We start from the raw sequence: 22,469 nt of genomic DNA, 5'->3' as shown, positions 1-22,469 counted from the left end.
GTATGGAGATGGTATTCACCTGACAGTTGCCCACAAAAGGGAGTGGTCATACGGCTTCAAACCGGATAACAAAACGGTACCCCTACCGTGTTATCTGGAGTCACCGTATGACCACAAACGAGAAAGTAGCACGTCGCAAACTCAGCCTGCTAGAGCTCGCCAAAGAGCTCAATAACGTCAGTAAAGCCTGCAAGCTCATTGGCTACAGCCGCCAGCAGTTCTACGAAATTCGCCGTAATTACCAGACCTATGGCGCCTAGGGCTTGCTCGACAAATTGCCGGGCTGTAAAGGGGCTCATCCCAATCGGGTTGCGCCCGAGATTGAACAGGCCATCCTCGATTACTCCCTCACCAGACCAACTCAAGGCCCGCTGCGGGTCGCGCAAGAACTGGCTCTGCAAGGCATCAATGTCAGTGCGGGCGGTGTGCGTGGCGTGTGGCAACGGCACGACTTGCTCTCTAAACACGACCGCTTGCTGCGCCTTGAGAAAACTCACCGTGAGCAGACCATTGAGCTCAATGACGAGCAAATTCGCCTGTTAGAACGATTCAGTCCCGAGTTCCGAGAACGCCAGATTGAGGTTCATTACACCGGAGAACTGGTGGCGGTCGACACCTTCTTCGTCGGCGCGCTCAAGGGGGTTGGCAAGGTGTATCTACAAACCGTGCTGGACTGCTACAGTCGCCACGCCTGGGGACGGCTCTACACCAGCAAGCTGCCGGTGACCTCGGTTCATGTGCTCAATGAAACGGTGCTGCCGTTTTTCGAGGCCCACGAGGCGCGGGTCTATACCATCCTGTCGGACAACGGGCGCGAGTTCTGTGGGCGCCCAGACCACCATCCCTACGAGCTGTTCCTGCAACTGGAGGGGATTGAGCACCAACCACCAAGGTGCGCAGGCCGCAGAGCAACGGCTTTATCGAGCGGCTGCATCGAACCTTGCTGGATGAACACTTCCGCATCAAGGGGAGGACGACCTGGTATGAGTCGGTAGAGCAGATGCAGACAGACCTGGATAGCTATCTGGTGCACTACAACACCCAGCGGCCACATCAGGGCAGGATGATGGAGGGTCAACCCCCCTACAGCATGTTCAAGAAGGGTCTGAAATTGATACCGAAGGAAGTGCGCTCTAAAGTAGCGTAAACAAGACACCGGTTTGAGGCCGGTGTCAGGTGATAACTAGATCTGTACACACATTAATACCCATGCTCTGCAAAGCCGCTATGTCTGTTATCTCTCTATCATTGAACACTGCGTTAACTCATGTTTACTTTTTTACGTAACAGAGAAAGTCCATTTTCTACTTCTATGTTCAACATGATGCGAATTGAGTTTGTCTGTGTAAAATCTTGTTTGTTGGCATACAAAAAGTTGTATAGATGACGGTCTGCAATGGGCTGGTGTGGGGTTCAAGATTCATTTGATATGGAACCCTCTGGTTCAAGGCATACTTGCCAAGCAGGTCATTCGGTTGTACCGAAACCTGACCCCCTTTCGCAGAAATGAGGGGGGGGGGGGGTTGTAATATAGCAAACCTGCCTCAGGTCTTGTTCAACAGATGATCAACTCAGGTTGCATCTACACAGATGTACATATAGGTAACTGTCGTTGGTATAGATTTGCTTCCCAGGAGCTAGCCAGCTCTCCCTATCCTAGCGGCAACACAATCAATGCACGAGATATTGGTTACGGCCCTTCCCCACACAATTAAGTGTTGAAACTGAGCAAGACGCTGGCCCCAATACGCGAGACCTCAGTAACCGCTGCTCAAGGATTCTGTTTAAAAGGCATATAAAAATGCCGCCCGGCTTTGCAACCGGGCGGCATTGAACATTTTCTGTTATTGAGAACTAACTATCAGGCTGTTGCCAGCTTGGCCTGCTCTTCGCCGCGCTTGAGCATGGCGTAGGAAACACCGGTCAGCAGCGAGCCTGCGGCAATCGCCACGATATACATCATGACATTGCTGATGGCGTGGGGGATGAAGAGCACGAACAGACCGCCGTGGGGTGCCATCAGCTCGCAGCCAAACAGCATGGAGAGCGCACCGGTCAGGGCGCCGCCGACCATGCAGGCCGGGATGACCCGCATCGGATCCTTGGCGGCAAACGGAATGGCCCCCTCGGAGATAAAGCACAGACCCAGCACGAAGGAGGCTTTTCCCGCTTCCTGCTCCGCCTTGATGAACTTGGTGCGAGCCAGGAAGGTCGCGATCCCCATCCCCAGTGCCGGCACCATACCAGCGGCCATCACCGCAGCCATCGGAGCGTAGGTTTTGGAGGCCAGCAGGCCGACACCGAAGGCGTAGGCCGCCTTGTTGACCGGGCCGCCCATATCGAAGCACATCATGGCGCCGATGATGACACCCAGCAGCACCGCGTTGGCAGAGCCCATGTTGTTGAGGAAGGTGGTCATGGCATTCATGATGCCGGCCACCGGGCCACCCACCACATAGATCATCACCAGACCGGTAAAGAGGCTGGCAAAGAGCGGAATGATCAGGATGGGCTTGAGCGCTTCCAGGGTCACCGGCAGGCGCACCTTGTCACTCAGGTACTTGGCGCTGTAACCGGCCAGGAAACCGGCCACGATCCCACCAAGGAAACCGGCGCCCAGCGAGCTTGCCAGCATACCGCCGATCATGCCGGGAGCGAGACCCGGGCGGTCAGCGATGGAGTAGGCAATGTAACCGGCCAGCACCGGGATCATCAGGGCAAAGGCTGAGCCACCACCGATCTTCATCAGAGCGGCTGCCAGAGTGCCTTCCACCTTGAACGCTTCGATACCGAACACAAACGAGAGCGCGATGATAAGGCCGCCCGCCACCACCATCGGCAGCATGAAGGAGACACCGGTCAGCAGGTGCTTGTAGGGGCCGGCTTTTTCCTCTTTCTTGGGCTGGCTGGCACCGCTGTGGCGATAGAGTGTCGCCTCGTTCCACGCCTTGTCGAGCTCGGCGCGGGTTTTCTTCAATGCCGCGCCCGTGCTGGTACGATAGACCGGCTTGCCGTCAAAGCGCGCCATGTCCACTTCGATATCGGTGGCGAGGAATACCAGATCGGCAGATGCAATCTCCTCGGCAGTCAGGGCGTTCTGGGCACCGACCGAGCCTTGGGTCTCAACGCGGATCTGATAACCCAGCTGTTTGGCCATTGTCTCCAGCGCTTCTGCCGACATAAAGGTGTGGGCAACGCCAGTCGGGCACGCTGTCACCGCCACAATGCGCTTGCCAGCGGCGGCCGGTTTGGCGGCAGCGGGCGCGGCTTGATGACGATAGACGCTGGCACCGCTGGTTGCGGCTTCCAGCAAGGCAGCCGGATCCTGCAGGGCGAGATCCATGCTGCCCTGATAGACTCGCTTGCCATCATAGGCGGCGAGATCCACCGGAGCACTGGCAACAACCAGCACCAGATCAGCGGCGGCAATCTGCTCTTTTGAGGGGATCTGGCGCGGTTGCACGCTGGAGCCGACGTCAAGGGTGAGTTCCCAGCCAGCCTGTTTGGCCTGCTGTTCTATCCGTTTTGCAGCGAGAAAGCTGGTAGCAATGCCCGCCGGGCAAGCCGTAACCAAGATTGCTTTCATTGGGCATCTCCTGAGTTTTCCATTGAGGGGGTATGGCATTGAACTTGTGCCAGCACATCCAGACGCTCTACGCGCACCTGTTCAAGTAAAGGGTTGAGCACATTGATATCGTCAAAGCCGACCGCGACCTGACTGACCGCCAAGGCCGAGACGGCGGTGGCCAGCCGCAGGGTCTGCTCCGGCGCCCAGCCAAGGCTCAGACCATGGGCGAGACCGGCGACCAACGAGTCGCCAGCACCCACAGTGCTGACCACCTGCATCCGCGGCGGAATGGCCTGCCAGACGGCATCCGGGGCAAACCAGATGAGGCCATCGGCGCCGTTGGAGATCACCACGTTGGGGATGCCGCTTGCCTGCAGCGCGCGGGCACACTCGGCCTGCTCGCTCAGAGTCTTGACGGGGCGGCCCGCCCACTGGCTCAGCTCCTCCAGATTGGGTTTGACCAGGGTCGGCGCCGCCTTGCTCCCTTCGCTTAACGCCGCACCGCTGCAATCGAAGATCACCTGCTTGCCCTTGGCCTTGAGCAGACGGATCAGATGGGCGCAGTAATCGGGAGCAACCCCTTTGGGCAGGCTGCCCGCCAGCACGAACCAGTCGGCGTGAGGTGCCAATTGGTCGATGGCCAGCTCCAGCGCGCTCACCTCCCCTTGCTCGATGGTGAGCCCCGGCAGGTTGAGATCGGTGACCCGACCAGACTGCTCGGAGATCTTGACGTTGATGCGGGTGCTGCCCGCCACGCGCACAAAGTGATCATCAAGCGCGCGCTCGGCAAACAGGGAGACAAAACTCTGTTCATTGTCAGCGCCCAGCCAACCGGTGACGCCCACCTCGCGGCCCAAGTCCTTGAGCACCATGGCGACGTTGATCCCCTTGCCTGCGGCACGCAGGTTGGCCTCGCTCACCAGATTGACCTCACCCAGGCTCATCGCCTCGAGGCGAGTAGTGAGATCAAGGGCCGGATTGAGGGTGATGGTAACAATCTTCATCAATGCGCCCCCTCGCCCAGACCCGCTGCGATGGCCTCACCGATCCCCTTGAGGGCGGCTTCGGCATCTGCCCCCTCGGCGCGAAATGCCAGACGATGCCCACACTTGACCCCAAGGCCGATCACCTTCATCAGGCTCTTGGCGGAGACCGCTTCGCCGCTACCATCCAGATTGGCAACCCGGATGTCGGATTCAAACTCTTTGGCCACCTTGACCAGCATGGCGCCCGGACGGGCATGCAGACCGTGGGGGTTGATGATGGTGAAGGTTTCGGAAAGACCGCTCGCTGGCCCTGCCTGCAGCATGGCCAGTCCCTCGCCGCCCGCCAGTGTAGCGAGTTGGCCGGCAGCCGCCAGTTTGGCCAGATTCTCCAGCTGCGGCAGATGGCCGCTATCTGCAGCGCACAGCAGCAGCATGGCGCTGACCGTTTGTTCCCCTGCTATAAGTGCGCTGCTCGGGGTGGCCAACACCCAGCCGGTCTGGGCCGCTTGTGCTCGAGCGAGCCAGACGCCCTCACCCAGATAGGCGGGATCGCTTGCCAGCAGGGCGCTCACCATGGCGGCATCGCCCCAGCCCGCCGATTTGGCGCGAGCGGCTGCTCCCAGCAGCAGTTGGTCGCGATCATCGGCCGGGAAGTCAGCCAGGGTCAGGTATTGCACCTCTTTGGCGGCAGTGGCGCCAGTCAGGATGTTGATGATGGTGTCGGCATCGGTGGCCTCTTTGAGCTGGGCTGCCGCCTGCTCGTCACCCAGCACATGGGTGAGCTGGCGCAAAATGCCCAGATGTTCGTCGGACTTGGCGGCGATGCCGATGGCGACGTAGGCGATCTGCCCCTCATCCCACTCGATACCATTGGGGAACTGGGCCACCATGACGCCTGTGCTCTTCACCAGATGACGGGTATCGGTGGTGCCGTGGGGAATGGCGATGCCGCTGCCAAGATAGGTGGCATGCTGCGCTTCACGGGCCAGCATCCCATCCACATAGCCCGCTTCCACCAGACCGGCTTCGGTCAGTTTGCCTGCCAGCAGGGCAATGGCGTCCGACTTGGTTGCCACCGACTGTCCCAGCAAGATCTGCTCTCGCGCCAACTTCAACATAGAGACTCTCCATCAGGTTCCGGCCGCGCCGGTACGTCACAATTGAACATTCGGATAACTCGCCAGCTGACAATAGACCCGAACACGGTTCACTGTGATCGGGGCCCGATTTTCAGGCCACTGGGTCTCTTCGTTGCTGACAGGCTGAATCGTTTCACTTACACTCAGACTGAATCGTTTCAGCGAATTGATCAAGTACCCACAAAGAGTGCTTTTCAATGATATGATCCCGCGCACACTTTTCGGTGCCCTCACCCGGCAGTGACCGTGGGCCTTGCAACTCAAACAGAGCCAATATGATGAAACTGGATGAAATCGCCGCCCTCGCCGGTGTCTCGCGCACCACGGCAAGCTATGTGATCAATGGCAAGGCCGATCAATACCGCATCAGTCAGGCCACCCGCGACAAGGTGATGGCCGTTGTCACCGCCCATAACTATCAGCCGGACAGCCGCGCCGCCTCCCTGCGTGGCGGCCAGACCAAGACCCTCGGCTTTATCCTGCCCGACCTTGAGAACGCCAGTTACGCCAAGCTGGCCAAACGGCTGGAACAGGGGGCCCGGGCGCAGGGCTATCAGCTGCTCATCGTCTGCTCGGAAGATGAGCCCGCCACAGAAAAAGAGCTGGCCCAGATGCTGGTGAGCCGCCATGTGGACGCCCTGCTGGTGGCCAGTTGCCTGCCGCCAGACGACCCCTTCTACGGCAAATTGCAGGCGCAAGGCAGCCAGATCCTCGCCATCGACCGGGCGATGGCAGCCGACAAGTTCGTCACCGTCGCCAGTGAAAACGAGAAAGCGAGCTTTGATCTCACCAGCTCCCTGCTCACCCCGACTCTGCGCCATATCGCCTTGATCACCGCGCTGCCGGCACTCACGATCAGTCAGGAGCGCAAAGCCGGTTTCGAGCAGGCGGTCGCCAGTCACAGTGCGGCTCGCCACCTGTGTGAGGGGGATCACTTCTCCCGTCTTGAGGGGTATCGCCTGATCAAGGATCTGCATCAGCAGCTGGGTCAGCTGCCCGAAGCGCTGATCACTACTTCCTATATCCTGATGGAGGGGGTGCTGGACTACCTGTTGGTGCAAGAGATCGATATGAGCCAGCTTGCCATGGCCACCTTCGGGGACGATCGCCTGCTCGACTTCCTCCCCTTTGGCATCAACTCCCTGCCCCAGCAGCACGACGCGCTGGCGAGCCAGGCGCTGGAGCTGGCACTCAAGGCGGTGAACGGCGACTACCAGAACGGGCTGCACTATGTGAGCCGTACCCTCAAGCGCCGTCGCTAACCTGACCGCAGCAGACCCGATTTGCTGTCAATGGGTGGGTAAAGCGAACAGATGACAATAAGGCTGCCAGCATTGGCTGCCTTATTGTTTTTCCCCACAACCCTACCCGCCCGCTTTGCTTTTTCTACCGTCTGGCCGACTAAACAACCGGCCTCCACACTCCTTTCACCCCGCAACTAAACGCCAATGCCACGACAAGGCACTCCCCCATCCGTGCAGCAACCACTTGGCTGACCTGTATCAATGAGCCCCTGCCAGTCATTTTTTCGGTGCTTTTTTCTGCAATTAGCTACCACTGTCATCATTTATTTCCACTTATTGCCACAAGCCAGCACAAGATCCGTATAAAAGGTGTTGTTTCCGCTATTTTGATCCGCTAACGTGGCAACCATCTTTTACAACCGACAGGTTTTAGGTACAGATGTTCCCGTTCCGATATTGCTAGCCTCCGGCCCTATCCCGGAGGCGCCTTCTGATAACGCCAATCGGCCCCCTCTTGTTTACGTCACTGCTGACATCGCCTGTTTGCACTGACACCGCTACGTTCGGATGGATAACATGAATACCAAAACTCTGGGTTGTACCCTGTTGATTGCCGGCACCACAATAGGTGCCGGCATGCTGGCCCTGCCGCTGGCCTCCTCCTCCCTCGGCGGCCCCGCCACCCTGATGTTGATGGTCGGCCTCTGGGCCCTGATGGCCTTCACCGCCATGTTGCAAGTAGAGGCAAGCCTCAACACCGGCAAGTGGTACCTGCACCAGCTGGCGGATCATCTGCTCGGCCCCTGGGGCAAGCGCATCGCCTCCTTCTGTATCCTGATGCTGTTCTACTCGCTGGCCTCCGCCTACATCAGCGGCGGTAGCAGCCTGCTGGCACAGGCGCTGGTCGATGCGGGCATGACCCTCAGCCAGGAGCAGGCCGCCTGGGCCTTTACTCTGCTGTTTGGCGGCATGGTCTGTGTCGGCACCCGCTCGGTGGATTATCTCAACCGGCTGATGTTCACTGTCAAACTGGTGATCATGGTGGTGGTGCTGGCGTTGCTGCTGCCCCGCACCCAAGGGCAGCATCTGCTCTCGATGCCGCTGGGTCAGGGCCTGTTGCTGGCGGGCCTGCCGGTCATCTTCACCTCGTTCGGCTTTCACGGCTCCATTCCAAGCGTGATGCTCTACCTCGGTGACTGCCCCAAGCAACTGCGCCGGGTCTTTGTCTGGGGCTCAGCCCTGCCGCTGATCCTCTATGTGCTGTGGCAGGTGGCAATCCTCGGTCTGCTCGGCCAGCAAGCCCTGCTGCAAACCGGCGGCGCGCTGGACAGCCTGCTGGCCAACGTCGGCAAGCTGGTGAGCTGGCCTGCGTTTAATCAGGCGATGCACCTGTTTGCCGATCTGGCGCTCGCCACCTCCTTCCTCGGGGTAACGCTGGGGCTTTTCGACTTTATGGCCAAGGTAACCCGCCGCAAGGACAACTGGCAGGGCCGCACCCAGACCGGCCTTATCACCTTTGTGCCGCCATTGCTGTTTGCCCTCTACTTCCCGCAGGGCTTTATCATGGCCCTCGGCTACGCTGCCATTGCGCTGGTGATCCTCGCGGTACTGCTGCCGGTGGCGCTGGTGTGGCAGAGCCGCAAGCAAGCCCCCGCCCACCACTACCGCGCGCCGGGTGGCGTGGTGGCGCTGGGAGTGGCCGCCGCCATGGGCTTACTGATTGTCGGCGTCCAGGTCAGCGTCAGCATGGGACTGCTGCCCGCCCTATAAGCCCTCGCCGATACGGAATGCCTAAAATAACAAAGCCCCGCCAATCAGATTGGCGGGGCTTTTTGTTGGAAAAGAAATCAAGTTGGATACAGGCATGCGCCATTAATTAAGAGTGCGCCCCTTACCAAACAAACACCCTAACCTTCAGCTATATACCGACCTTTTTACTACCCAACCCTGAATAATCAGTTCAAAAACCGTTCATGCCCCTTCGTTACACTGCCCGCTCGCTTATCGCGTTTAGGAGTTTGAAAACAATGATGTTGCACCTCAAGAGGAGCACCCTTGCCCTCGTCCTGCTTTCCGCCAGCGGCGCACTTAGCGCCGCCGAAGTCGCCAACAACAATATTACCGAGGCGGAGATCAAGGCCGCGCAGGATGGTTGGGGCGCGGCGCTTATCAAGATCAGCGATGATTATCGCGCCGGTGGGATTGAGCGCGCCAAGGCGACCGCCGAGTCGGTGCTCGACAGCGCTTATGGCTACCAGCAGGGGCCGGTGCTGTTCAAACCCACCCTGGCCGGTGGCGAGCAGACCTTTCGCACCAACCGCGAGGGGGCGCTGGCCTACTTTGTCGGCAACAACAGCGCCTACCCCACCGACAAAGGGTTCGCCCTGAAAAACTGGCAGAGCTATCGCTATGACAATGCCGCCGTCTATATCAACGGCGACATGGCGCTGACCATGGGCAAGGTGCATCTGGTAGATCGCGACAACAAGGAGACCACGGTAGACAAGACCTGGGGTTTCAAGAAGGGGGATGATGGCAAGGTGCGCATCGTGCTGCACCACTCCTCTCTCCCTTATGAGGGGTAATGACGGGGCCCTGCTCTGCCCACCATCAATATGATCAAAAAACAGCCCTGCCACCTCGGCAGGGCTGTTTGTTTTGTGCCTGCGCTTGGCCGATGGCGTGTGAGTGGATGACGGTCGTGCTAAAGCTGTTTGCTGCTACCCTCAAGGCAAGCCATTGAGATGCCGAGCAATATCGCGTCTCTGAACACCAGCCACTCGATATCATCGCTCCGGGAGCCAGATACCATGACCATACTGCCTGTTTACGCGGCCCTGCTCGCCCTGTTGTTTGTGTTGCTGAGCATTCGTACCATTCGCACCCGCCATAGTCGCAAAGTGGCACTCGGTCATGGCGATGATCCCGCCATGCTGCGCGCCATGCGGGTACACGCCAACTTTGCCGAGTATGTCCCCCTAGCCCTGCTGCTGATCTATTTCGTCGAAACCGGCAGCCATGCCCCCTGGCTGGTTCATTTGCTGGGGAGTGCCTTGCTGCTTGGCCGCCTCTGCCATGCATTTGGCATGAGCCGCACGCCGGAGAACTTCCGTTATCGGGTGGCGGGAATGGGGCTGACCTTCACGGTGATCCTGGTGAGCGCGGCCCATATCCTGATCACGGCGCTGCTCCCCTGACCCGGCCGTCACGAATAGCTGGCGAAGCGGTCTGCCAGCCATCCCCATCGGCTATTCTTCACTGCACAGATAGTCGCAACAGTGCTGCTTAAACAAGCCCGATTCAGGAGTACGATATGAAATGGATTGGCTGGTTACTGCTTGTCGGGCTGACTCCCGTTGCCCACGCAACCCCGCTAAAGCTGGCGGCAGCGGTCGAACACACTCCGATATTGCGCCCTTTTATTCATGACTGGTTTGGCCGGGCCGGAATCGACTTTCAGTTGATCCCCTGCACTTATGCCCGCTGCGAAAAGTTGATTGAGGCAGACCATGCCGTCGATGGCGATATGGCCCGGATCAAGGGCTTTGATCAGACCTATCCCCACTTGCTGCAGATCGGTGCTCCCATCTCGGAGGCGGCGATTTATGGTCAGCCAAGGGATAACCCGAGCTGGCCCCCTGCCAAGGATACCGTGATTGGCTGCCTGCGTGGCATCCAGTGGTGCGAGCGCTTCCTCGGCAACTATCAGGTCATCTGGTTGAACGATGAGAAGCAGGGGCTTGCCCAACTGCAACGAGGCAAAGTGGATTGGCTCATCAAGATGCGCCCCGCCTCTCAACCTGCACTGGCGTCCCCCTGGCAGAAGATCACCAAAGAGCAGGTCTTTCTCTATCTCGATAAAAAGCACCGGGCGGAAATTGCGGCCCTGCTCAAGGTACAGCTGGCGTTTATCAATAACGGCCGCTGGCTGGCGATGCAACAGCAGTACCTCTCCGCCATCTAGCGCGGTTCTCGCAGTACCACACAGTGCCGATTACATGGCTGAAAAAACAAAAAGCCCTGCCAGATTGGCAGGGCTTTTTCAGTCAACCGCATAGCTGGGGAGTCAAGCTCCCGAGCCGCTTACTGGTTGTGAGTAGAGCGACGTGGACGACGGGCCTGAGCCGGTTTGCCAGCGCCATCAGCCGGACGCTGACCACCTTGCGGCTTGGGCTTGCCACCGTTACCGGTACGTGCACCACCCGCATTGCCATTGGAGGCGGAACGACCGGCACCTTGACGCTGGCCTTGACCTTGCGGACGCGGCGCACGGCGCTGCTCGCTCGGATCGCGGGGCTCTTTGCGCAGCGGCGCGCCGATACCACGGGCGATATTGTCCAGGGTCTCGCGGGAGGCTTCGAAACCGGCTACCTGCTCGCACGGGATGTTCTGCTTGGTCAGACGCTCGATCGCCTTGATAAGCTTCCCTTCATCGGCTGCAACCAGGGAGATGGCGTGACCGGCAGCACCGGCACGACCGGTACGACCGATGCGGTGAACGTAATCTTCCGCCACGTTCGGCAACTCGAAGTTGACCACTTGCGGCAGCTTGTCGATGTCCAGACCACGGGCGGCGATGTCGGTCGCCACCAGCACCTTGACGCTACCATCCTTGAAGCCGGCCAGCGCACGAGTACGGGCACCCTGGCTCTTGTTGCCGTGGATGGCGGCGGCGCTGACGCCGTTCTTGTCGAGAGTCTCGGCAACACGGTTGGCCATGTGCTTGGTACGGGTGAACACCAGTACCTGCTGCCAGTTGTTGCTGGTGACCAGATGACTCAGCAGCGCGATCTTGTTGGCCTTGTCGCACGGATGCACCAGCTGCTCGATACGCTCGGCGGTGCTGTTGCGCGGGGCCACTTCGATCACCGCCGGGTTATCCAGCAGACCAGTGGCCAGTTCGCGGATCTCGTCAGCGAAGGTGGCGGAGAAGAGCAGGTTCTGGCGCTTCTTCGGCATCAGGGCCAGGATGCGGCGGATGTCGCGAATAAAGCCCATGTCGAGCATGCGATCCGCTTCGTCCAGTACCAGGATTTCCACCTCGTCGAACTTGACGGCGTTCTGGTTGTAAAGATCCATCAGGCGGCCAGGACAGGCCACCAGCACGTCCAGACCACGGCGAGTCGCCATCATCTGTGGATTGATGCTGACGCCGCCGAAGACCACGTGGCTGCGCATTGGCAGGTGTTTGCCGTAGTTACGCACGCTCTCGCCCACCTGGGCCGCCAGCTCGCGAGTCGGGGTCAGCACCAGCGCACGAATGCGGTTCGGAGAAACCTTGCGCTTGCTCTCCATCAGACGTTGCAGCATCGGCAGGGTAAAGCCTGCGGTCTTGCCGGTCCCTGTTTGGGCCGCCGCCATCAGATCGCGGCCAGCCAGAACGGCGGGGATCGCTTGCTGCTGAATGGGAGACGGGGTGTCGTAGCCTTGTTCGGCAACGGCACGCAACAAGGGTTCGGCCAGACCGAGGGAAGTAAAACTCATAATTACCTGCTAGAGATAGGGGCGCCGGGGATTTGTGGTGGGGCTCCTCTGCTGAGCCGATGCCATCTCACAAGATCTGGGCCTATTGAGAAAACAACGATTTCCCCGGGGAGCAGAGCAAAGGGGAAAGAATAGAGGCGCAGTCTAACGGAGTTGCCTGGGATAAACGAGAAAAATGTGATGCTCCTCCCAGCACGAACAGAAAATCCCCCTCCTGCCCCCCGAATAATCCCGTTGATTGATGTAGCACGCACCACACTATTAACTGGCAACACAATATCAGCCCTCGCAGGCATGGCTCGCAGGGCAAAAGCACGGGATAAAAGAACACAATAACGAGGTTTAGCTATGACCACGCCATATCGTCCCCGCGGCAGCTGGCAGGCAAGGATTGGCCTGCTGCTTCTGCTGCTAAGCCCTGCCCTGCAGGCCAGTCAGACCCTGACCGTGGCCTGGAGTCACTGGCCCCCCTTCAGCCAAATCAACAACCGGGGTGAGCTGGATGGGCTGGATGTCAGCCTGACCCGCCAGATCCTCACCCAAGCGGGCTTTGCCCCCAAGTTTCGCGAGCTTCCCTGGGCGCGGGCACTGCATCTGGTAGAACACGATCAGCTGGATGTGGCGATGGCCGCCCTCCCTCTGCCGGAGCGCCAGAGTTATGCCCGCTTCTCGACCCCCTACCGCCAGAGTGCCTATGTACTGCTGAGCAATGACCCTATTCCCGGCCATCAGGATCGCTGGGCGCAGCTCGATAATCTGCCCGCGTTGTGCAACGAGAAAGGGCTCAAGATAGGCAAGTTGCGCGGCACTCGCCCCATGCATCAGATGGATAGCTGCCCGGCGCTTAAAATGGCGACCGAATACAACGCCGATGAGCGGATGATCGATCTGCTGCTGACTCGCCGCCTCGATGGCATCATCATGGAGTGGCAATATGCTCGCTACCGGCTGGCCCAGCTGGGGGCCGAAGAGTTTATCAGCTGCCAACTGTTGCTACACCACCAGCCGGTCAGCTTGATGTTTGCCAAAAACAGCGTGAGCGAAGAACAGATCCTCAAAGTCAACGAGGCCATTCATGCCTTGCCCAAACCCCACAACAAGTTCTCGCCCCCAAGGTGTCGCCTCAATGCCGATCCGGGCGCCGCGGATCTGTTGACCCGCACCCTCCGCAAGCATTGACGGGATAAGCCGCCACCTGAAATAGCAAAGGCGACCCGAAGGTCGCCTTTTTGGTATTGTCGAACTTGATCTCCTGACTGATGATGATCAGTCGATAAGCAGCAACAGCGATCAGCGCAGCTGCGGGGTATGGGTCAACACCCCCTGATTCTGGGCGCGATGGCGCAGCAGGTGATCCATCAACACCAGCGCCAGCATGGCTTCGGCGATGGGTACGGCGCGAATGCCGACACAAGGATCGTGACGACCCTTGGTGATCATCTCGATGGCCTCGCCTTCGGTATTGATGGTCTTGCCCGGCACAGTGATGCTGGAAGTCGGTTTGAGCGCCATGCTTACCACGATATCCTGGCCTGACGAGATCCCACCCAGAATGCCGCCCGCATGGTTGCTGGCAAAGCCCGCCGGGGTCATCTCGTCGCGATGCTCGGAGCCTTTTTGCTCCACTACCGCAAAGCCGTCACCGATCTCCACCCCTTTCACCGCATTGATGCCCATCATGGCATGGGCAATGTCGGCGTCGAGACGGTCAAACACCGGCTCACCCAGGCCCACCGGCACATTGCGCGCAATGACCTGCACCTTGGCACCGATACTGTTGCCCTCTTTTTTCAAGTCGCGCATGTATTGATCCAGTTCTTCCAGCTTGCCCGCATCGGGGAAGAAGAAGGGATTCTGCTCGATCTGCGCCGCGTCAAACGCCTCAGCCTTGATGGGGCCGAGCTGGGAGAGAAAACCGGTGATCTCGATGCCATGCACCTGTTTCAGGTACTTCTTGGCGATCGCACCCGCCGCTACCCGCATCGCGGTTTCGCGGGCGGAGGAGCGACCACCGCCGCGATAGTCCCGCTGACCATACTTTTGGTGGTAGGTGTAGTCAGCGTGACCCGGCCGGAACAGATCCTTGATGTCGGAGTAATCCTTGGAGCGCTGATCGGTATTCTCGATGAGCAGCCCGATGGAGGTGCCGGTGGTCTTGCCCTCGAACACCCCGGAGAGGATCTTCACCTCATCCGGCTCACGGCGCGGCGTGGTGTAGCGAGAAGTGCCCGGCTTGCGCCGATCCAGATCCCCCTGCAGATCCGCTTCGCTTATCTCCAGCCCCGGCGGGCAACCATCGACCACGGCGCCCAGCGCCAGGCCGTGGCTCTCGCCAAAGGTAGTGACCCGAAAGAGTTGACCAAAACTGTTCCCTGCCATGCTCGCTCCTGCTTAGTTCTTGTAGATGGCGAAATGATCCTGATACTGCACCAGCTCGTCACGGGTCATTACAAAGACGCCGTGACCGCCATTTTCGAATTCAACCCAGGTAAAGGGGATCTCGGGGAACTGGGCTTCCAGATGGATCATGCTGTTGCCCACTTCGACCACCAGCACACCGTTATCCTTGAGGAAATCTGCCGCATGAGCCAGCAGACGCTTGGTCAGCTTGAGACCATCGGAGCCGGATGCCAGCGCCAGCTCGGGCTCGTGACGGAATTCATCCGGCAGATCCGACATATCTTCGGAGTCCACATAGGGCGGGTTGGAGACGATGAGATCGTACTTGTCGCCCGCCGGCAGATCGCGGAACAGATCGGAGCGGATCGGAATGACCTGCTGCTCCAGCCCGTGATCGTTGATATTGCGCTCGGCCACGTTCAGTGCATCGATGCTGATGTCGATGGCATCCACTTCCGCTTCAGGGAACTCGTGGGCCATGATGATGGCGATACAGCCGGAGCCGGTGCACAAGTCCATGATCCGGGTCGGTTCATGTTTGAGGAAGGGCGCGAAACGGTTGGCCACCATCTCCGCAATGGGGGAACGGGGAATGAGCACCCGCTCGTCCACGTAGAACTCCCAACCGGCATACCAGGCCTTGTTGGTCAGATAGGCGGCCGGTACCCGCTCCTGTACACGACGGATAATCAGCTCGGCGATACGGTGACGCTCGCTGCTGGTGAGACGGGAGTGGCGCATGGCCGGGTCTACATCCGGTGGCAGATGTAACGCGGGCAGTACCAGCTGCACAGCTTCATCCCAGGCGTTGTCGGTTCCATGACCGTAAAAAATCCCGGCGTCGTTGAAACGACTCATGGCCCAACGCAACATGTCCTGGATGGTGTGCATCTCGGCAACCACCTCATCGATAAATATCTTGTCCAAATCCACCTCCAAGTCGAGTAATATCCGGCCCGAGCCCCGTTTACGTTGCGGGCAAGACGCATACCTAATACATGAGCATCTGATGAAAAAAACGCCCTCACCGACAGACGAGGAAACCCTGCTGTTCCGCGATGCGATAAAAGGTACCCGGAAAATCAAGCAAGATACCATAAGGGCCGAGTTACGCCCGGTCAAGCAGAAACGCGAATTGCGCGAAACCCGCGAAAAGCTTGGGGTTGACCACTATTTCAGCGATGAGTATCAGCCCCATCTCGACGATGATGGGCCGACCCGTTACGTGCGGGAAGATGTGTCAAAATTTGAGCTGAAAAAGCTCAAGCGGGGGATTTATCCGCCGGAGATCTATCTCGATCTGCACGGCATGAACCAGCAGCAGGCAAAACAGGAGCTGGCCGCCCTGCTCACCCTCTGCCAAAAAGAGAACATTCACGTCGCCTCGGTGATGCACGGCATCGGCAAACATATTCTCAAGCAGCGCATTCCCAGCTGGCTGGCCCAGCACCCCAATGTGCGCGCCTTCCATCAGGCTCCCCGTGAATGGGGCGGCGACAGCGCCATTCTGGTGTTGCTGGATATCGAAGAGTAGTTAGCCAAACGACCACACTATACTGAATATCAATATGTTATTCGCCGTGGAGGTCGCATGTTTACACAGGGTTCCCATGCCGACATAAAGTCATCTCTCGACGCCATCGGCGCTGCCGTGGCGGTGTTCAGCCTCGACAAGGATGATCACTTTGTGCTGGTCTCTGCCAACGATACTTTTGCCAAGGCGTTCGAGCTGGATGTCCTTGGCAGCATTGGCAAACAGCTGAGCGAGATGTTTCCCCGCTACATCACCAATACCATCGAGCCGCCAATGCACGAATGTGTGCGCATGCAGACAGGGCTCGAGAGCGAGCTGCCCATCGACAGCCTGTCGCGCACCAGTTGGTGGCGCTTTATTCTCTCCCCAATCATCCCCGAGCAGGCACGGATCAACCGGATCATCGTGACCGCCATCGACATCACCGCCAGGATGCAGCTGGAAGAGGCGCTCACCACCAGTCGCCGCCGCTTCGAGGCAGTGGTCAACTCCGCCTATGACGGCATCATCAGTGTCAGCAGCGAGTCACGCATCGAGCTTATCAATACCGCCGCCTGCGAGATGTTCGGGATCGACGAGAGTTATCTCGGCAAGCGGCTGGAAACCCTGCTTCCCCAGCGTTTTCGCGCCAATCACGAAACCTATTTCAAAGCCTTCAGCAGCTCCCCCATCAATTCGCGCCCAATGCATGCCCGCGCCTCGGTGATGGGTCTGCGCCGAGACGGCAGCGAATTTCCGCTGGAGGTGACCATCGCCAAGATCAATTTGGGCCCGACCACCGAGATGACCGCCATCTTGCGGGATATCTCGGAGCGAGCCCGACTGGTGGAGGAGTTGAAGGTCGCCGCTACCACGGATCCCCTCACCGGCATTGCCAACCGGCGCCGCTTCAACGAGCTGGTCAACGCCGAGATGCAACGCTGCCAGCGTTTCGGCCATACCATGAGCCTGCTGCTGATCGATATCGACCACTTCAAGGAAGTAAACGACACCTTTGGCCATCAGCAGGGAGATCTGGCGATCCTGAGTCTGGTGAAACGGATCAGTAAACAGCTGCGGGAGGTGGACATGCTGGGTCGTTGGGGTGGCGAAGAGTTTATCGTGCTGCTACCAGAAACCTCCCTCGAGCTCGCCTGGGCCAGTGCCGAGCGGATCAGGCTCGCCATCGAATCCCAGCACCATGCACTTGAGGGGGCTCTTGAGATCTCCCTCACCATCAGTATCGGGATCAGCGCCAGCAAGGGCAGCCATGACACTGTAGAGAAGATGGTTAGACGGGCCGACACCGCCCTCTATCTGGCCAAAAAACAGGGGCGAAATTGCTGCCGCAAAGAGGAACCGGAGCCAATCTGATGGCGCACGCCCCTACCCTCTGGTGACACAGCTAATCTGTGCCTGCAGAGATAACCAACCGCAACGAATACAAAAGACAGCGCGACTCTCTTCGGTAGCGCTGTTTTTTTCGTTCTACCTTTGGTGCACGTTTCAATCACCACCATCAAGAGGACGGCTAAAGCGCAGTGGGCTACCATCAGCCAGAGAGAGCCTCACCGACAGCATGCCGCCGTTGGGCAATTGCCACTCGAAGAAGTCATCAAATCCGGCAATCGTTACGGCGCGGATCACCTTGGCGACTACACCATGCGCCACCAGCAGTATCCGCTCCCCTTGCATGATCGAAGCAAGTTCCGTGAGTCCCTGCGAGACCCGAGCAATCACCTCATCAATGGTTTCACCACCGGGAGGAGCTTCAGCCCAGCGCCGGGTGATATTGCGCGCCCACAGTTCGGGATAGCGTGTTCTCGCCTCTACCTGTGCCAGCCCTTCAAACAGGCCGACATCCCGCTCACGAAAGGCAGGCACAAGCTCCACTGACAATCCCAACTGGCGAGACAAGATGGCAGCGCTCTCCCTTGTTCGCAGCAGGGGAGATGCCAGCAGCCGATCGAACGGCGGCTCTGTCACTGCTACCTTCTCAGCCAGCCGGGATATCTGGCGTACGCCATCGTCATTGAGCCCGATATCCAGCGCGCCCTGATAACGCCCTTCCGCATTAGCCTGCGTCTCGCCATGGCGGATAACTACCAGCTCCATGTCAACCTCCCTTGTTGGGGCTACCTTGGTTTTACTTCCCTTTGCGATAACGGGGATGCTCGTCTTGGATCGACAACCAGGGCAGCTGGCTGTCGGTATGGATGTGATAGGTTGGCGCAACAACCTCTGGATTATCGAGAGAGGCGATAGTCAGGGTACTGGGTGCTGCGATACGTGAGGGTGGAGCCACACTCGGCGCAAAATCCCCGTCGGATAAAATCTGAAGACGCATACTCGGTCGGTTTGCCGCATAACCACTGCACCTGTTCGGCGTGAAAGTCCATCCAGGCCCCGACCGGTGCACCCGTGGTGCGCTGGCAATCCCGACAGTGACAAAAATCGGCCGCAAAAGGTGCAGTCAGCACCTCATAACGGATCGCCCCGCAATGACAACCCCCCTTCATCTTGCCCCCTCGTTGCAATTTTGCACAAGCCAAAGAGATTACCAATATAAACCGGCCGTTTACATCTATTTTCTCAAGGGAATAAGCGACAATGTACCGAGATAAAGCTGAGTGATATAGCAAGACCTCACCATTTCAGGTGATAAATGACAGATTACCAATAGAGAATATACTCCTCATATTCGCAATGAGAGGTTTCATTTTATGGTGGAAAATGAATTCGCAAGTAACGCACTACGCTCATCAGAAGACGCTAGTTTATGGGGGCTAACGAACCTGAATATAAATTTTATTCTCAACTTTGATTCAATACTATTTTATTTCAATTTTCAGATAAAAACTCACCTTAACAGTTAGAACATAAGCACCATTGAAAATACAAGATAATATTCAGTGATGTACTGTTGATAATTAACGAGGAGAAGGAGTTATCCCCCCTCTCCTCTTTGGGAGTTAAATTACGCCATCTTATTTGGCAGGAACTACAACCCAGGGGCCACCTTTGGCGGGATCATCCCCCTGGGTCCACCATTTGGCCTGATAGACGGCGCCCTTGTAGCTCACCTTGCTGCCAGCGGTGTAGACCTTGGTCGCTTCCCAGGCCGGGTTGCCACCGATGGGTGGTTCACTCGGATCGACCGGCGGTGGAGTCAGTTTGTCCACGATCCGCACTTTCGGCCAGTTGGCGTGGGAGCCGTAGAAGTTGGTCACGCACTTCTCGTAATCACCCGGCACCAACGCAGAATAAGCGGTCTGAAAGCCCACCAGCTCACACTCGAAGGAGTAACCGCCCGGGCGATCCGGATAGTACTTCCAGTTGCCATCCCAGTTGGTGTAGAGCACGTCGGTAGCACCGTTGAGATTAAGGCTGCCATAGGGAGTCTGCTGCCAGCAGGTGTTCTTCTCATCCGCCTTGAGCGGGATCTGGTAGTGGTCGGCCAGTCCTTCCCAGTAGCGGATGCGATTGACCGGCTGCCCCTTGTCCTTGTTCTGCTCGCCGCACTCGATACCGCCGTTGATGACGTTGATGGTGGTGCCAAAGCCGTAGCCGATACCAGCGTCAGCTTCCCGTTTGGAAGGTACCCAGGTGCGATCAATCACGTGCAGCATGGCCGGTTTCGGGGCCTGCGGGGTGAGGAAGAACCAGATGGCAGAAGCGAGGTTGAGCCAGGAGTCCGCCACCAGCCCCGGGTTGTTGAGCAGCACGGAGGCATCGCCATCAAACATCGCCTCGGAGAAGGCGCCGTAGTTGAAGTGGTAAGAAAGCTGCTTGGCGCCGCGGCCGAAATACCCCTGACCCGTGCTGCAGGGCCACTTCTTGTTCTGCCAGTCGTTCTGGCCACAGCCGGTGGTATAACCGGTCTGTCCCTCTGACCAGCCCATCTCCCGCACATGCACCAGCGCCTGTTGCCACTCCTCCAGCCCCAGCGGGTTATCGGAGACGTTCTCCTTGGCAATATGGCCACCGGTCTCCTGAGAGAAGTGGGCAAAGGCCGTCACAATGGATTTTTTACAGATCGCATCAGCATCGCGACCGTCAGTATATTCGCCACAGAACGCAGGGAATTTACCGATGGCCCGCAAGAAGCGGACATAAGTATATTCCGGCGCAGCCATCTGGGTTAAATATTCCCATTCAGATTGGGGAAATACCCGTTCAACCCGTTTTACGTTGTCAGGATTGCTTGCCAGACCCGGTTCAATGGCATCAACGATTTTATTTGACCGTGTCGCCAATGCCTTGGCCCATATCGCATACATGGGATTAGCCGTCTTTGCTTTTTCCATGGCTGCCAGGTCTGGGGCCGCAATCACATATCCTCCCGCATTTTGCGGATCGGGTTGAATATTCATGGCTGCACTCATTGCGGCATAGCTTGGCAATGTGCAGGTGGCAGCGATCAGCCAGGCACAACGCTTGGGTTTGAACATGTTTATCGTCCTTGTTTGAATTAATGCGTTCCAAGAGTAGGTGTTTCAACAACTAAATTCACGATGAGAATTAAGAAATAAGCAGAATTTGTGAGCCATTTCACCTTGTGATATTCAGTGCAGCTGAAACAAAGAAAAAGAACCCAAACGAAAACGACACAGCGTGATCTGTCGCCCATTTTTAGAACAGTTGAGACGGCCAGGTGACCTGCCATACGGTCATTGTTCGTGATGAAAAAAATGGCTGACAGGCTCAAGCTGTCAGCCATCATCAATGTTCAAGAAAAATGCTCAAAATAGCCGGATGTCAGGCACGCACGGCACGGATCAGGATATTGCGCGGGGTCATGGGTTTGGCACAAAACTCCCCCATTTCGACCCGATAGCCCTGCTCTTGCAAAAAGAGCGCGCGATCCAGCGCCAGCCAGATCTCGAGGGGACGGCGAAACAAATGACGCACCAGCTCCATGCGGGCGACATCGCCAAAGCGGCGCTCCCCGTGCTCCAACCAGGCGGGGTAGTCGAGCCCGGCGGGCAGCACAATCCCTTTGCGCTCTGCAGCCCAAACGCAGAATGCCTCGAAGGTGCCGGTCAGCAGGCTCTTTTGCATATTGGGCACCGGCAGATACTCATCCACCCCGCGCACCTGACGCTGCAGGCAGTCAAACCCGAGCCGCCACACCACTTCCTGCTCGCGCAGACGGGCGATCCGCGCACCGCCGGTCACCGTCTCCTGCAACGGCAATTTGAGATCCGCCTTGCTCAACACCAGCTCGCTGGCGTTGGCCGCTACCGACAGCGGGCGATAGTGGCTGGTACGGATCAGGTGGTAACAACAGGGAGAGATAGTCACGCCGCGGGCACCGCGCTCGGCCACCCGCTCCAGCAGATGGGTGTGCAGCTCGCCGCAGGCATGGAGTGCCATAGCGTGATGTTCGGGGGCGATCAGCGCCGCCGACTCGGGGGCAAAAGCATCGGCGCAGGTAAAGGTCATATTGGCGCCATCCCGCTCGGCCAGCAGCCGACCTTCGTCACAAAGCTGCTCTTGCAACTCCAGACTGAGGATAGGAGCCTGTCGATGAAGTGACACCAGCCGCCCAAGGTGGCCCTTACCGGCACACCACTCCAGATAGGGGCCCTGATGGGCAGGCAGACAGGCGGTGAACGACTCGATCTGAGCCTGCTTGCGCCCCGGCATATGCAGCGCCATCTCCTTGCTGCAGGTGATGGGCTCCGGGGTAAACGGGGCAAGCTGGCTGAGTTGCTGCAGCTCGGCTCCCTCGGCAATCCAGGGAGCAAGCAGCGTGCTGAGTGCATCCATATCCCCATCGAGCTCCGCCAACTGGGCAAGGGTCAGCCCATTGAGCAGTGCCGCCAGTTCGGGCGCCTCATCGGCAAAGGCCATGGTCAGATGATGATATGGCTGATATTGCCACCAGCGTTGGTAGCGGGTGAGCAGTCGATCCAGTTGTTGAAAACGTTGAGCCAGCACGAATGCCCCTGCCTTGCAGTCAAAAAGGAGGCTCATTCTAGCGATCCCGCTTCAAATTGCACTCTCAATACCAAACGATCAGCGCCGCGCAACAGCACAGCAAGCCTGTGAGCCAGGGCAGCCCTGACAAAGTACGGGGTTTTATGCTATATTCCGCCCCCTCTTTCACGCGCCCCGCCAACGCGGGACGCT

General features: G+C 58.3%; 18 protein-coding genes and 1 pseudogene. 9 read left to right on the top strand and 10 right to left on the bottom strand.

Going from position 1 to position 22,469, the window contains the following annotated elements:
* Nucleotides 1-107 precede the first annotated feature (107 nt).
* Nucleotides 108-1,147, top strand: a pseudogene (locus AB5Y83_RS17235) (IS481 family transposase).
* Nucleotides 1,148-1,861: 714 nt separating this feature from the next.
* On the opposite strand, the gene fruA reads toward AB5Y83_RS17235, so the two are convergent.
* Genes fruA through fruB form a run of 3 tightly spaced genes read right to left on the bottom strand, consistent with a single transcriptional unit; the run spans nucleotide 1,862 to nucleotide 5,672 of the window.
* The gene (gene fruA / locus AB5Y83_RS17230) at nucleotides 1,862-3,586 is read right to left on the bottom strand and encodes a PTS fructose transporter subunit IIBC (RefSeq protein ID WP_368175615.1); all 1,725 of its coding nucleotides are present in this window, start codon (nucleotides 3,584-3,586) and stop codon (nucleotides 1,862-1,864) included.
* Nucleotides 3,583-4,572: a 1-phosphofructokinase gene (gene pfkB, locus AB5Y83_RS17225; RefSeq protein WP_368175614.1), complete on the bottom strand. Its 990-nt coding sequence runs from the start codon at nucleotides 4,570-4,572 to the stop codon at nucleotides 3,583-3,585. The genes fruA and pfkB overlap by 4 nt, the downstream gene beginning before the upstream one ends.
* Nucleotides 4,572-5,672, bottom strand: coding sequence for a fused PTS fructose transporter subunit IIA/HPr protein (gene fruB / locus AB5Y83_RS17220; protein ID WP_368175613.1), 1,101 nt, complete (start codon nucleotides 5,670-5,672; stop codon nucleotides 4,572-4,574). Before fruB ends, pfkB begins: the two co-directional genes overlap by 1 nt.
* Nucleotides 5,673-5,968: 296 nt before the next feature.
* Between fruB and cra the strand changes: the two genes are divergently transcribed.
* The 5 genes from cra to AB5Y83_RS17195 all read left to right on the top strand — a co-directional run bounded on the left by cra (nucleotide 5,969) and on the right by AB5Y83_RS17195 (nucleotide 10,901).
* Nucleotides 5,969-6,955, top strand: coding sequence for a catabolite repressor/activator (gene cra, locus AB5Y83_RS17215; RefSeq protein ID WP_368175612.1), 987 nt, complete (start codon nucleotides 5,969-5,971; stop codon nucleotides 6,953-6,955).
* Nucleotides 6,956-7,513: 558 nt separating this feature from the next.
* Nucleotides 7,514-8,707, top strand: coding sequence for an aromatic amino acid transport family protein (locus AB5Y83_RS17210; protein WP_368175611.1), 1,194 nt, complete (start codon nucleotides 7,514-7,516; stop codon nucleotides 8,705-8,707).
* A gap of 257 nt (nucleotides 8,708-8,964) precedes the next feature.
* Entirely contained in the window at nucleotides 8,965-9,522 is a 558-nt protein-coding gene (locus AB5Y83_RS17205) for a hypothetical protein (protein ID WP_021230152.1), read from the top strand.
* A gap of 225 nt (nucleotides 9,523-9,747) precedes the next feature.
* Nucleotides 9,748-10,134: an MAPEG family protein gene (locus tag AB5Y83_RS17200; RefSeq protein ID WP_021230153.1), complete on the top strand. Its 387-nt coding sequence runs from the start codon at nucleotides 9,748-9,750 to the stop codon at nucleotides 10,132-10,134.
* 116 nt (nucleotides 10,135-10,250) lie between these two features.
* Nucleotides 10,251-10,901 carry a hypothetical protein gene (locus AB5Y83_RS17195; protein WP_021230154.1) on the top strand — a complete coding sequence of 217 codons (651 nt, stop codon included), beginning with the start codon at nucleotides 10,251-10,253 and terminating at the stop codon, nucleotides 10,899-10,901.
* Nucleotides 10,902-11,020: 119 nt separating this feature from the next.
* On the opposite strand, the gene AB5Y83_RS17190 is transcribed toward AB5Y83_RS17195, so the two are convergent.
* Nucleotides 11,021-12,421, bottom strand: coding sequence for a DEAD/DEAH box helicase (locus AB5Y83_RS17190; RefSeq protein WP_005333194.1), 1,401 nt, complete (start codon nucleotides 12,419-12,421; stop codon nucleotides 11,021-11,023).
* A gap of 348 nt (nucleotides 12,422-12,769) precedes the next feature.
* On the opposite strand from AB5Y83_RS17190, the gene AB5Y83_RS17185 reads away from it, so the two are divergent.
* On the top strand, nucleotides 12,770-13,600 hold the full coding sequence (locus AB5Y83_RS17185) for a substrate-binding periplasmic protein (protein WP_368175610.1): 831 nt from the start codon (nucleotides 12,770-12,772) through the stop codon (nucleotides 13,598-13,600).
* A 111-nt stretch (nucleotides 13,601-13,711) separates the two neighbouring features.
* On the opposite strand, the gene aroC is transcribed toward AB5Y83_RS17185, so the two are convergent.
* Both aroC and prmB read right to left on the bottom strand, forming a co-directional pair.
* Complete coding sequence (gene aroC, locus AB5Y83_RS17180; RefSeq protein ID WP_021230156.1) at nucleotides 13,712-14,800, bottom strand: chorismate synthase; 1,089 nt, start codon at nucleotides 14,798-14,800, stop codon at nucleotides 13,712-13,714.
* Nucleotides 14,801-14,812: 12 nt separating this feature from the next.
* The gene (gene prmB / locus AB5Y83_RS17175) at nucleotides 14,813-15,748 is read right to left on the bottom strand and encodes a 50S ribosomal protein L3 N(5)-glutamine methyltransferase (RefSeq protein ID WP_005360393.1); all 936 of its coding nucleotides are present in this window, start codon (nucleotides 15,746-15,748) and stop codon (nucleotides 14,813-14,815) included.
* An 82-nt stretch (nucleotides 15,749-15,830) separates the two neighbouring features.
* On the opposite strand from prmB, the gene smrB reads away from it, so the two are divergent.
* Both smrB and AB5Y83_RS17165 read left to right on the top strand, forming a co-directional pair.
* Entirely contained in the window at nucleotides 15,831-16,355 is a 525-nt protein-coding gene (gene smrB / locus AB5Y83_RS17170; RefSeq protein ID WP_005333198.1) for an endonuclease SmrB, read from the top strand.
* Between the two features lie 57 nt (nucleotides 16,356-16,412).
* Nucleotides 16,413-17,708: a diguanylate cyclase gene (locus AB5Y83_RS17165; RefSeq protein WP_201956949.1), complete on the top strand. Its 1,296-nt coding sequence runs from the start codon at nucleotides 16,413-16,415 to the stop codon at nucleotides 17,706-17,708.
* A gap of 132 nt (nucleotides 17,709-17,840) precedes the next feature.
* Here AB5Y83_RS17165 and AB5Y83_RS17160 read toward each other — a convergent pair whose 3' ends face one another.
* The 4 genes from AB5Y83_RS17160 to AB5Y83_RS17145 form a co-directional block, all read right to left on the bottom strand.
* Entirely contained in the window at nucleotides 17,841-18,449 is a 609-nt protein-coding gene (locus AB5Y83_RS17160) for a histidine phosphatase family protein (protein WP_201956951.1), read from the bottom strand.
* A 131-nt stretch (nucleotides 18,450-18,580) separates the two neighbouring features.
* Nucleotides 18,581-18,733: a GFA family protein gene (locus AB5Y83_RS17155; protein ID WP_368175621.1), complete on the bottom strand. Its 153-nt coding sequence runs from the start codon at nucleotides 18,731-18,733 to the stop codon at nucleotides 18,581-18,583.
* 588 nt (nucleotides 18,734-19,321) lie between these two features.
* Nucleotides 19,322-20,785, bottom strand: coding sequence for a chitinase (locus AB5Y83_RS17150; protein ID WP_368175609.1), 1,464 nt, complete (start codon nucleotides 20,783-20,785; stop codon nucleotides 19,322-19,324).
* A 307-nt stretch (nucleotides 20,786-21,092) separates the two neighbouring features.
* Nucleotides 21,093-22,313, bottom strand: coding sequence for a methyltransferase (locus AB5Y83_RS17145; protein ID WP_368175608.1), 1,221 nt, complete (start codon nucleotides 22,311-22,313; stop codon nucleotides 21,093-21,095).
* Nucleotides 22,314-22,469: the final 156 nt, after the last annotated feature.

Source organism: Aeromonas sp. R5-4 (genome assembly GCF_040908215.1).
GTDB lineage: Bacteria > Pseudomonadota > Gammaproteobacteria > Enterobacterales > Aeromonadaceae > Aeromonas > Aeromonas veronii.
This window is presented reverse-complemented; position numbering and strand designations above follow the sequence as displayed.

Coding starts and splice junctions, on each gene's coding strand:
- AB5Y83_RS17155 (WP_368175621.1), bottom strand. CDS start 18,733: ATGGACTTTCACGCCGAACAGGTGCAGTGGTTATGCGGCAAACCGACC.
- AB5Y83_RS17165 (WP_201956949.1), top strand. CDS start 16,413: ATGTTTACACAGGGTTCCCATGCCGACATAAAGTCATCTCTCGACGCC.
- AB5Y83_RS17200 (WP_021230153.1), top strand. CDS start 9,748: ATGACCATACTGCCTGTTTACGCGGCCCTGCTCGCCCTGTTGTTTGTG.
- aroC (WP_021230156.1), bottom strand. CDS start 14,800: ATGGCAGGGAACAGTTTTGGTCAACTCTTTCGGGTCACTACCTTTGGC.
- cra (WP_368175612.1), top strand. CDS start 5,969: ATGATGAAACTGGATGAAATCGCCGCCCTCGCCGGTGTCTCGCGCACC.
- AB5Y83_RS17190 (WP_005333194.1), bottom strand. CDS start 12,421: ATGAGTTTTACTTCCCTCGGTCTGGCCGAACCCTTGTTGCGTGCCGTT.
- AB5Y83_RS17205 (WP_021230152.1), top strand. CDS start 8,965: ATGATGTTGCACCTCAAGAGGAGCACCCTTGCCCTCGTCCTGCTTTCC.
- AB5Y83_RS17195 (WP_021230154.1), top strand. CDS start 10,251: ATGAAATGGATTGGCTGGTTACTGCTTGTCGGGCTGACTCCCGTTGCC.
- fruA (WP_368175615.1), bottom strand. CDS start 3,586: ATGAAAGCAATCTTGGTTACGGCTTGCCCGGCGGGCATTGCTACCAGC.
- AB5Y83_RS17160 (WP_201956951.1), bottom strand. CDS start 18,449: ATGGAGCTGGTAGTTATCCGCCATGGCGAGACGCAGGCTAATGCGGAA.
- pfkB (WP_368175614.1), bottom strand. CDS start 4,572: ATGAAGATTGTTACCATCACCCTCAATCCGGCCCTTGATCTCACTACT.
- AB5Y83_RS17185 (WP_368175610.1), top strand. CDS start 12,770: ATGACCACGCCATATCGTCCCCGCGGCAGCTGGCAGGCAAGGATTGGC.
- AB5Y83_RS17150 (WP_368175609.1), bottom strand. CDS start 20,785: ATGTTCAAACCCAAGCGTTGTGCCTGGCTGATCGCTGCCACCTGCACA.
- fruB (WP_368175613.1), bottom strand. CDS start 5,672: ATGTTGAAGTTGGCGCGAGAGCAGATCTTGCTGGGACAGTCGGTGGCA.
- smrB (WP_005333198.1), top strand. CDS start 15,831: ATGAAAAAAACGCCCTCACCGACAGACGAGGAAACCCTGCTGTTCCGC.
- AB5Y83_RS17210 (WP_368175611.1), top strand. CDS start 7,514: ATGAATACCAAAACTCTGGGTTGTACCCTGTTGATTGCCGGCACCACA.
- AB5Y83_RS17145 (WP_368175608.1), bottom strand. CDS start 22,313: ATGAGCCTCCTTTTTGACTGCAAGGCAGGGGCATTCGTGCTGGCTCAA.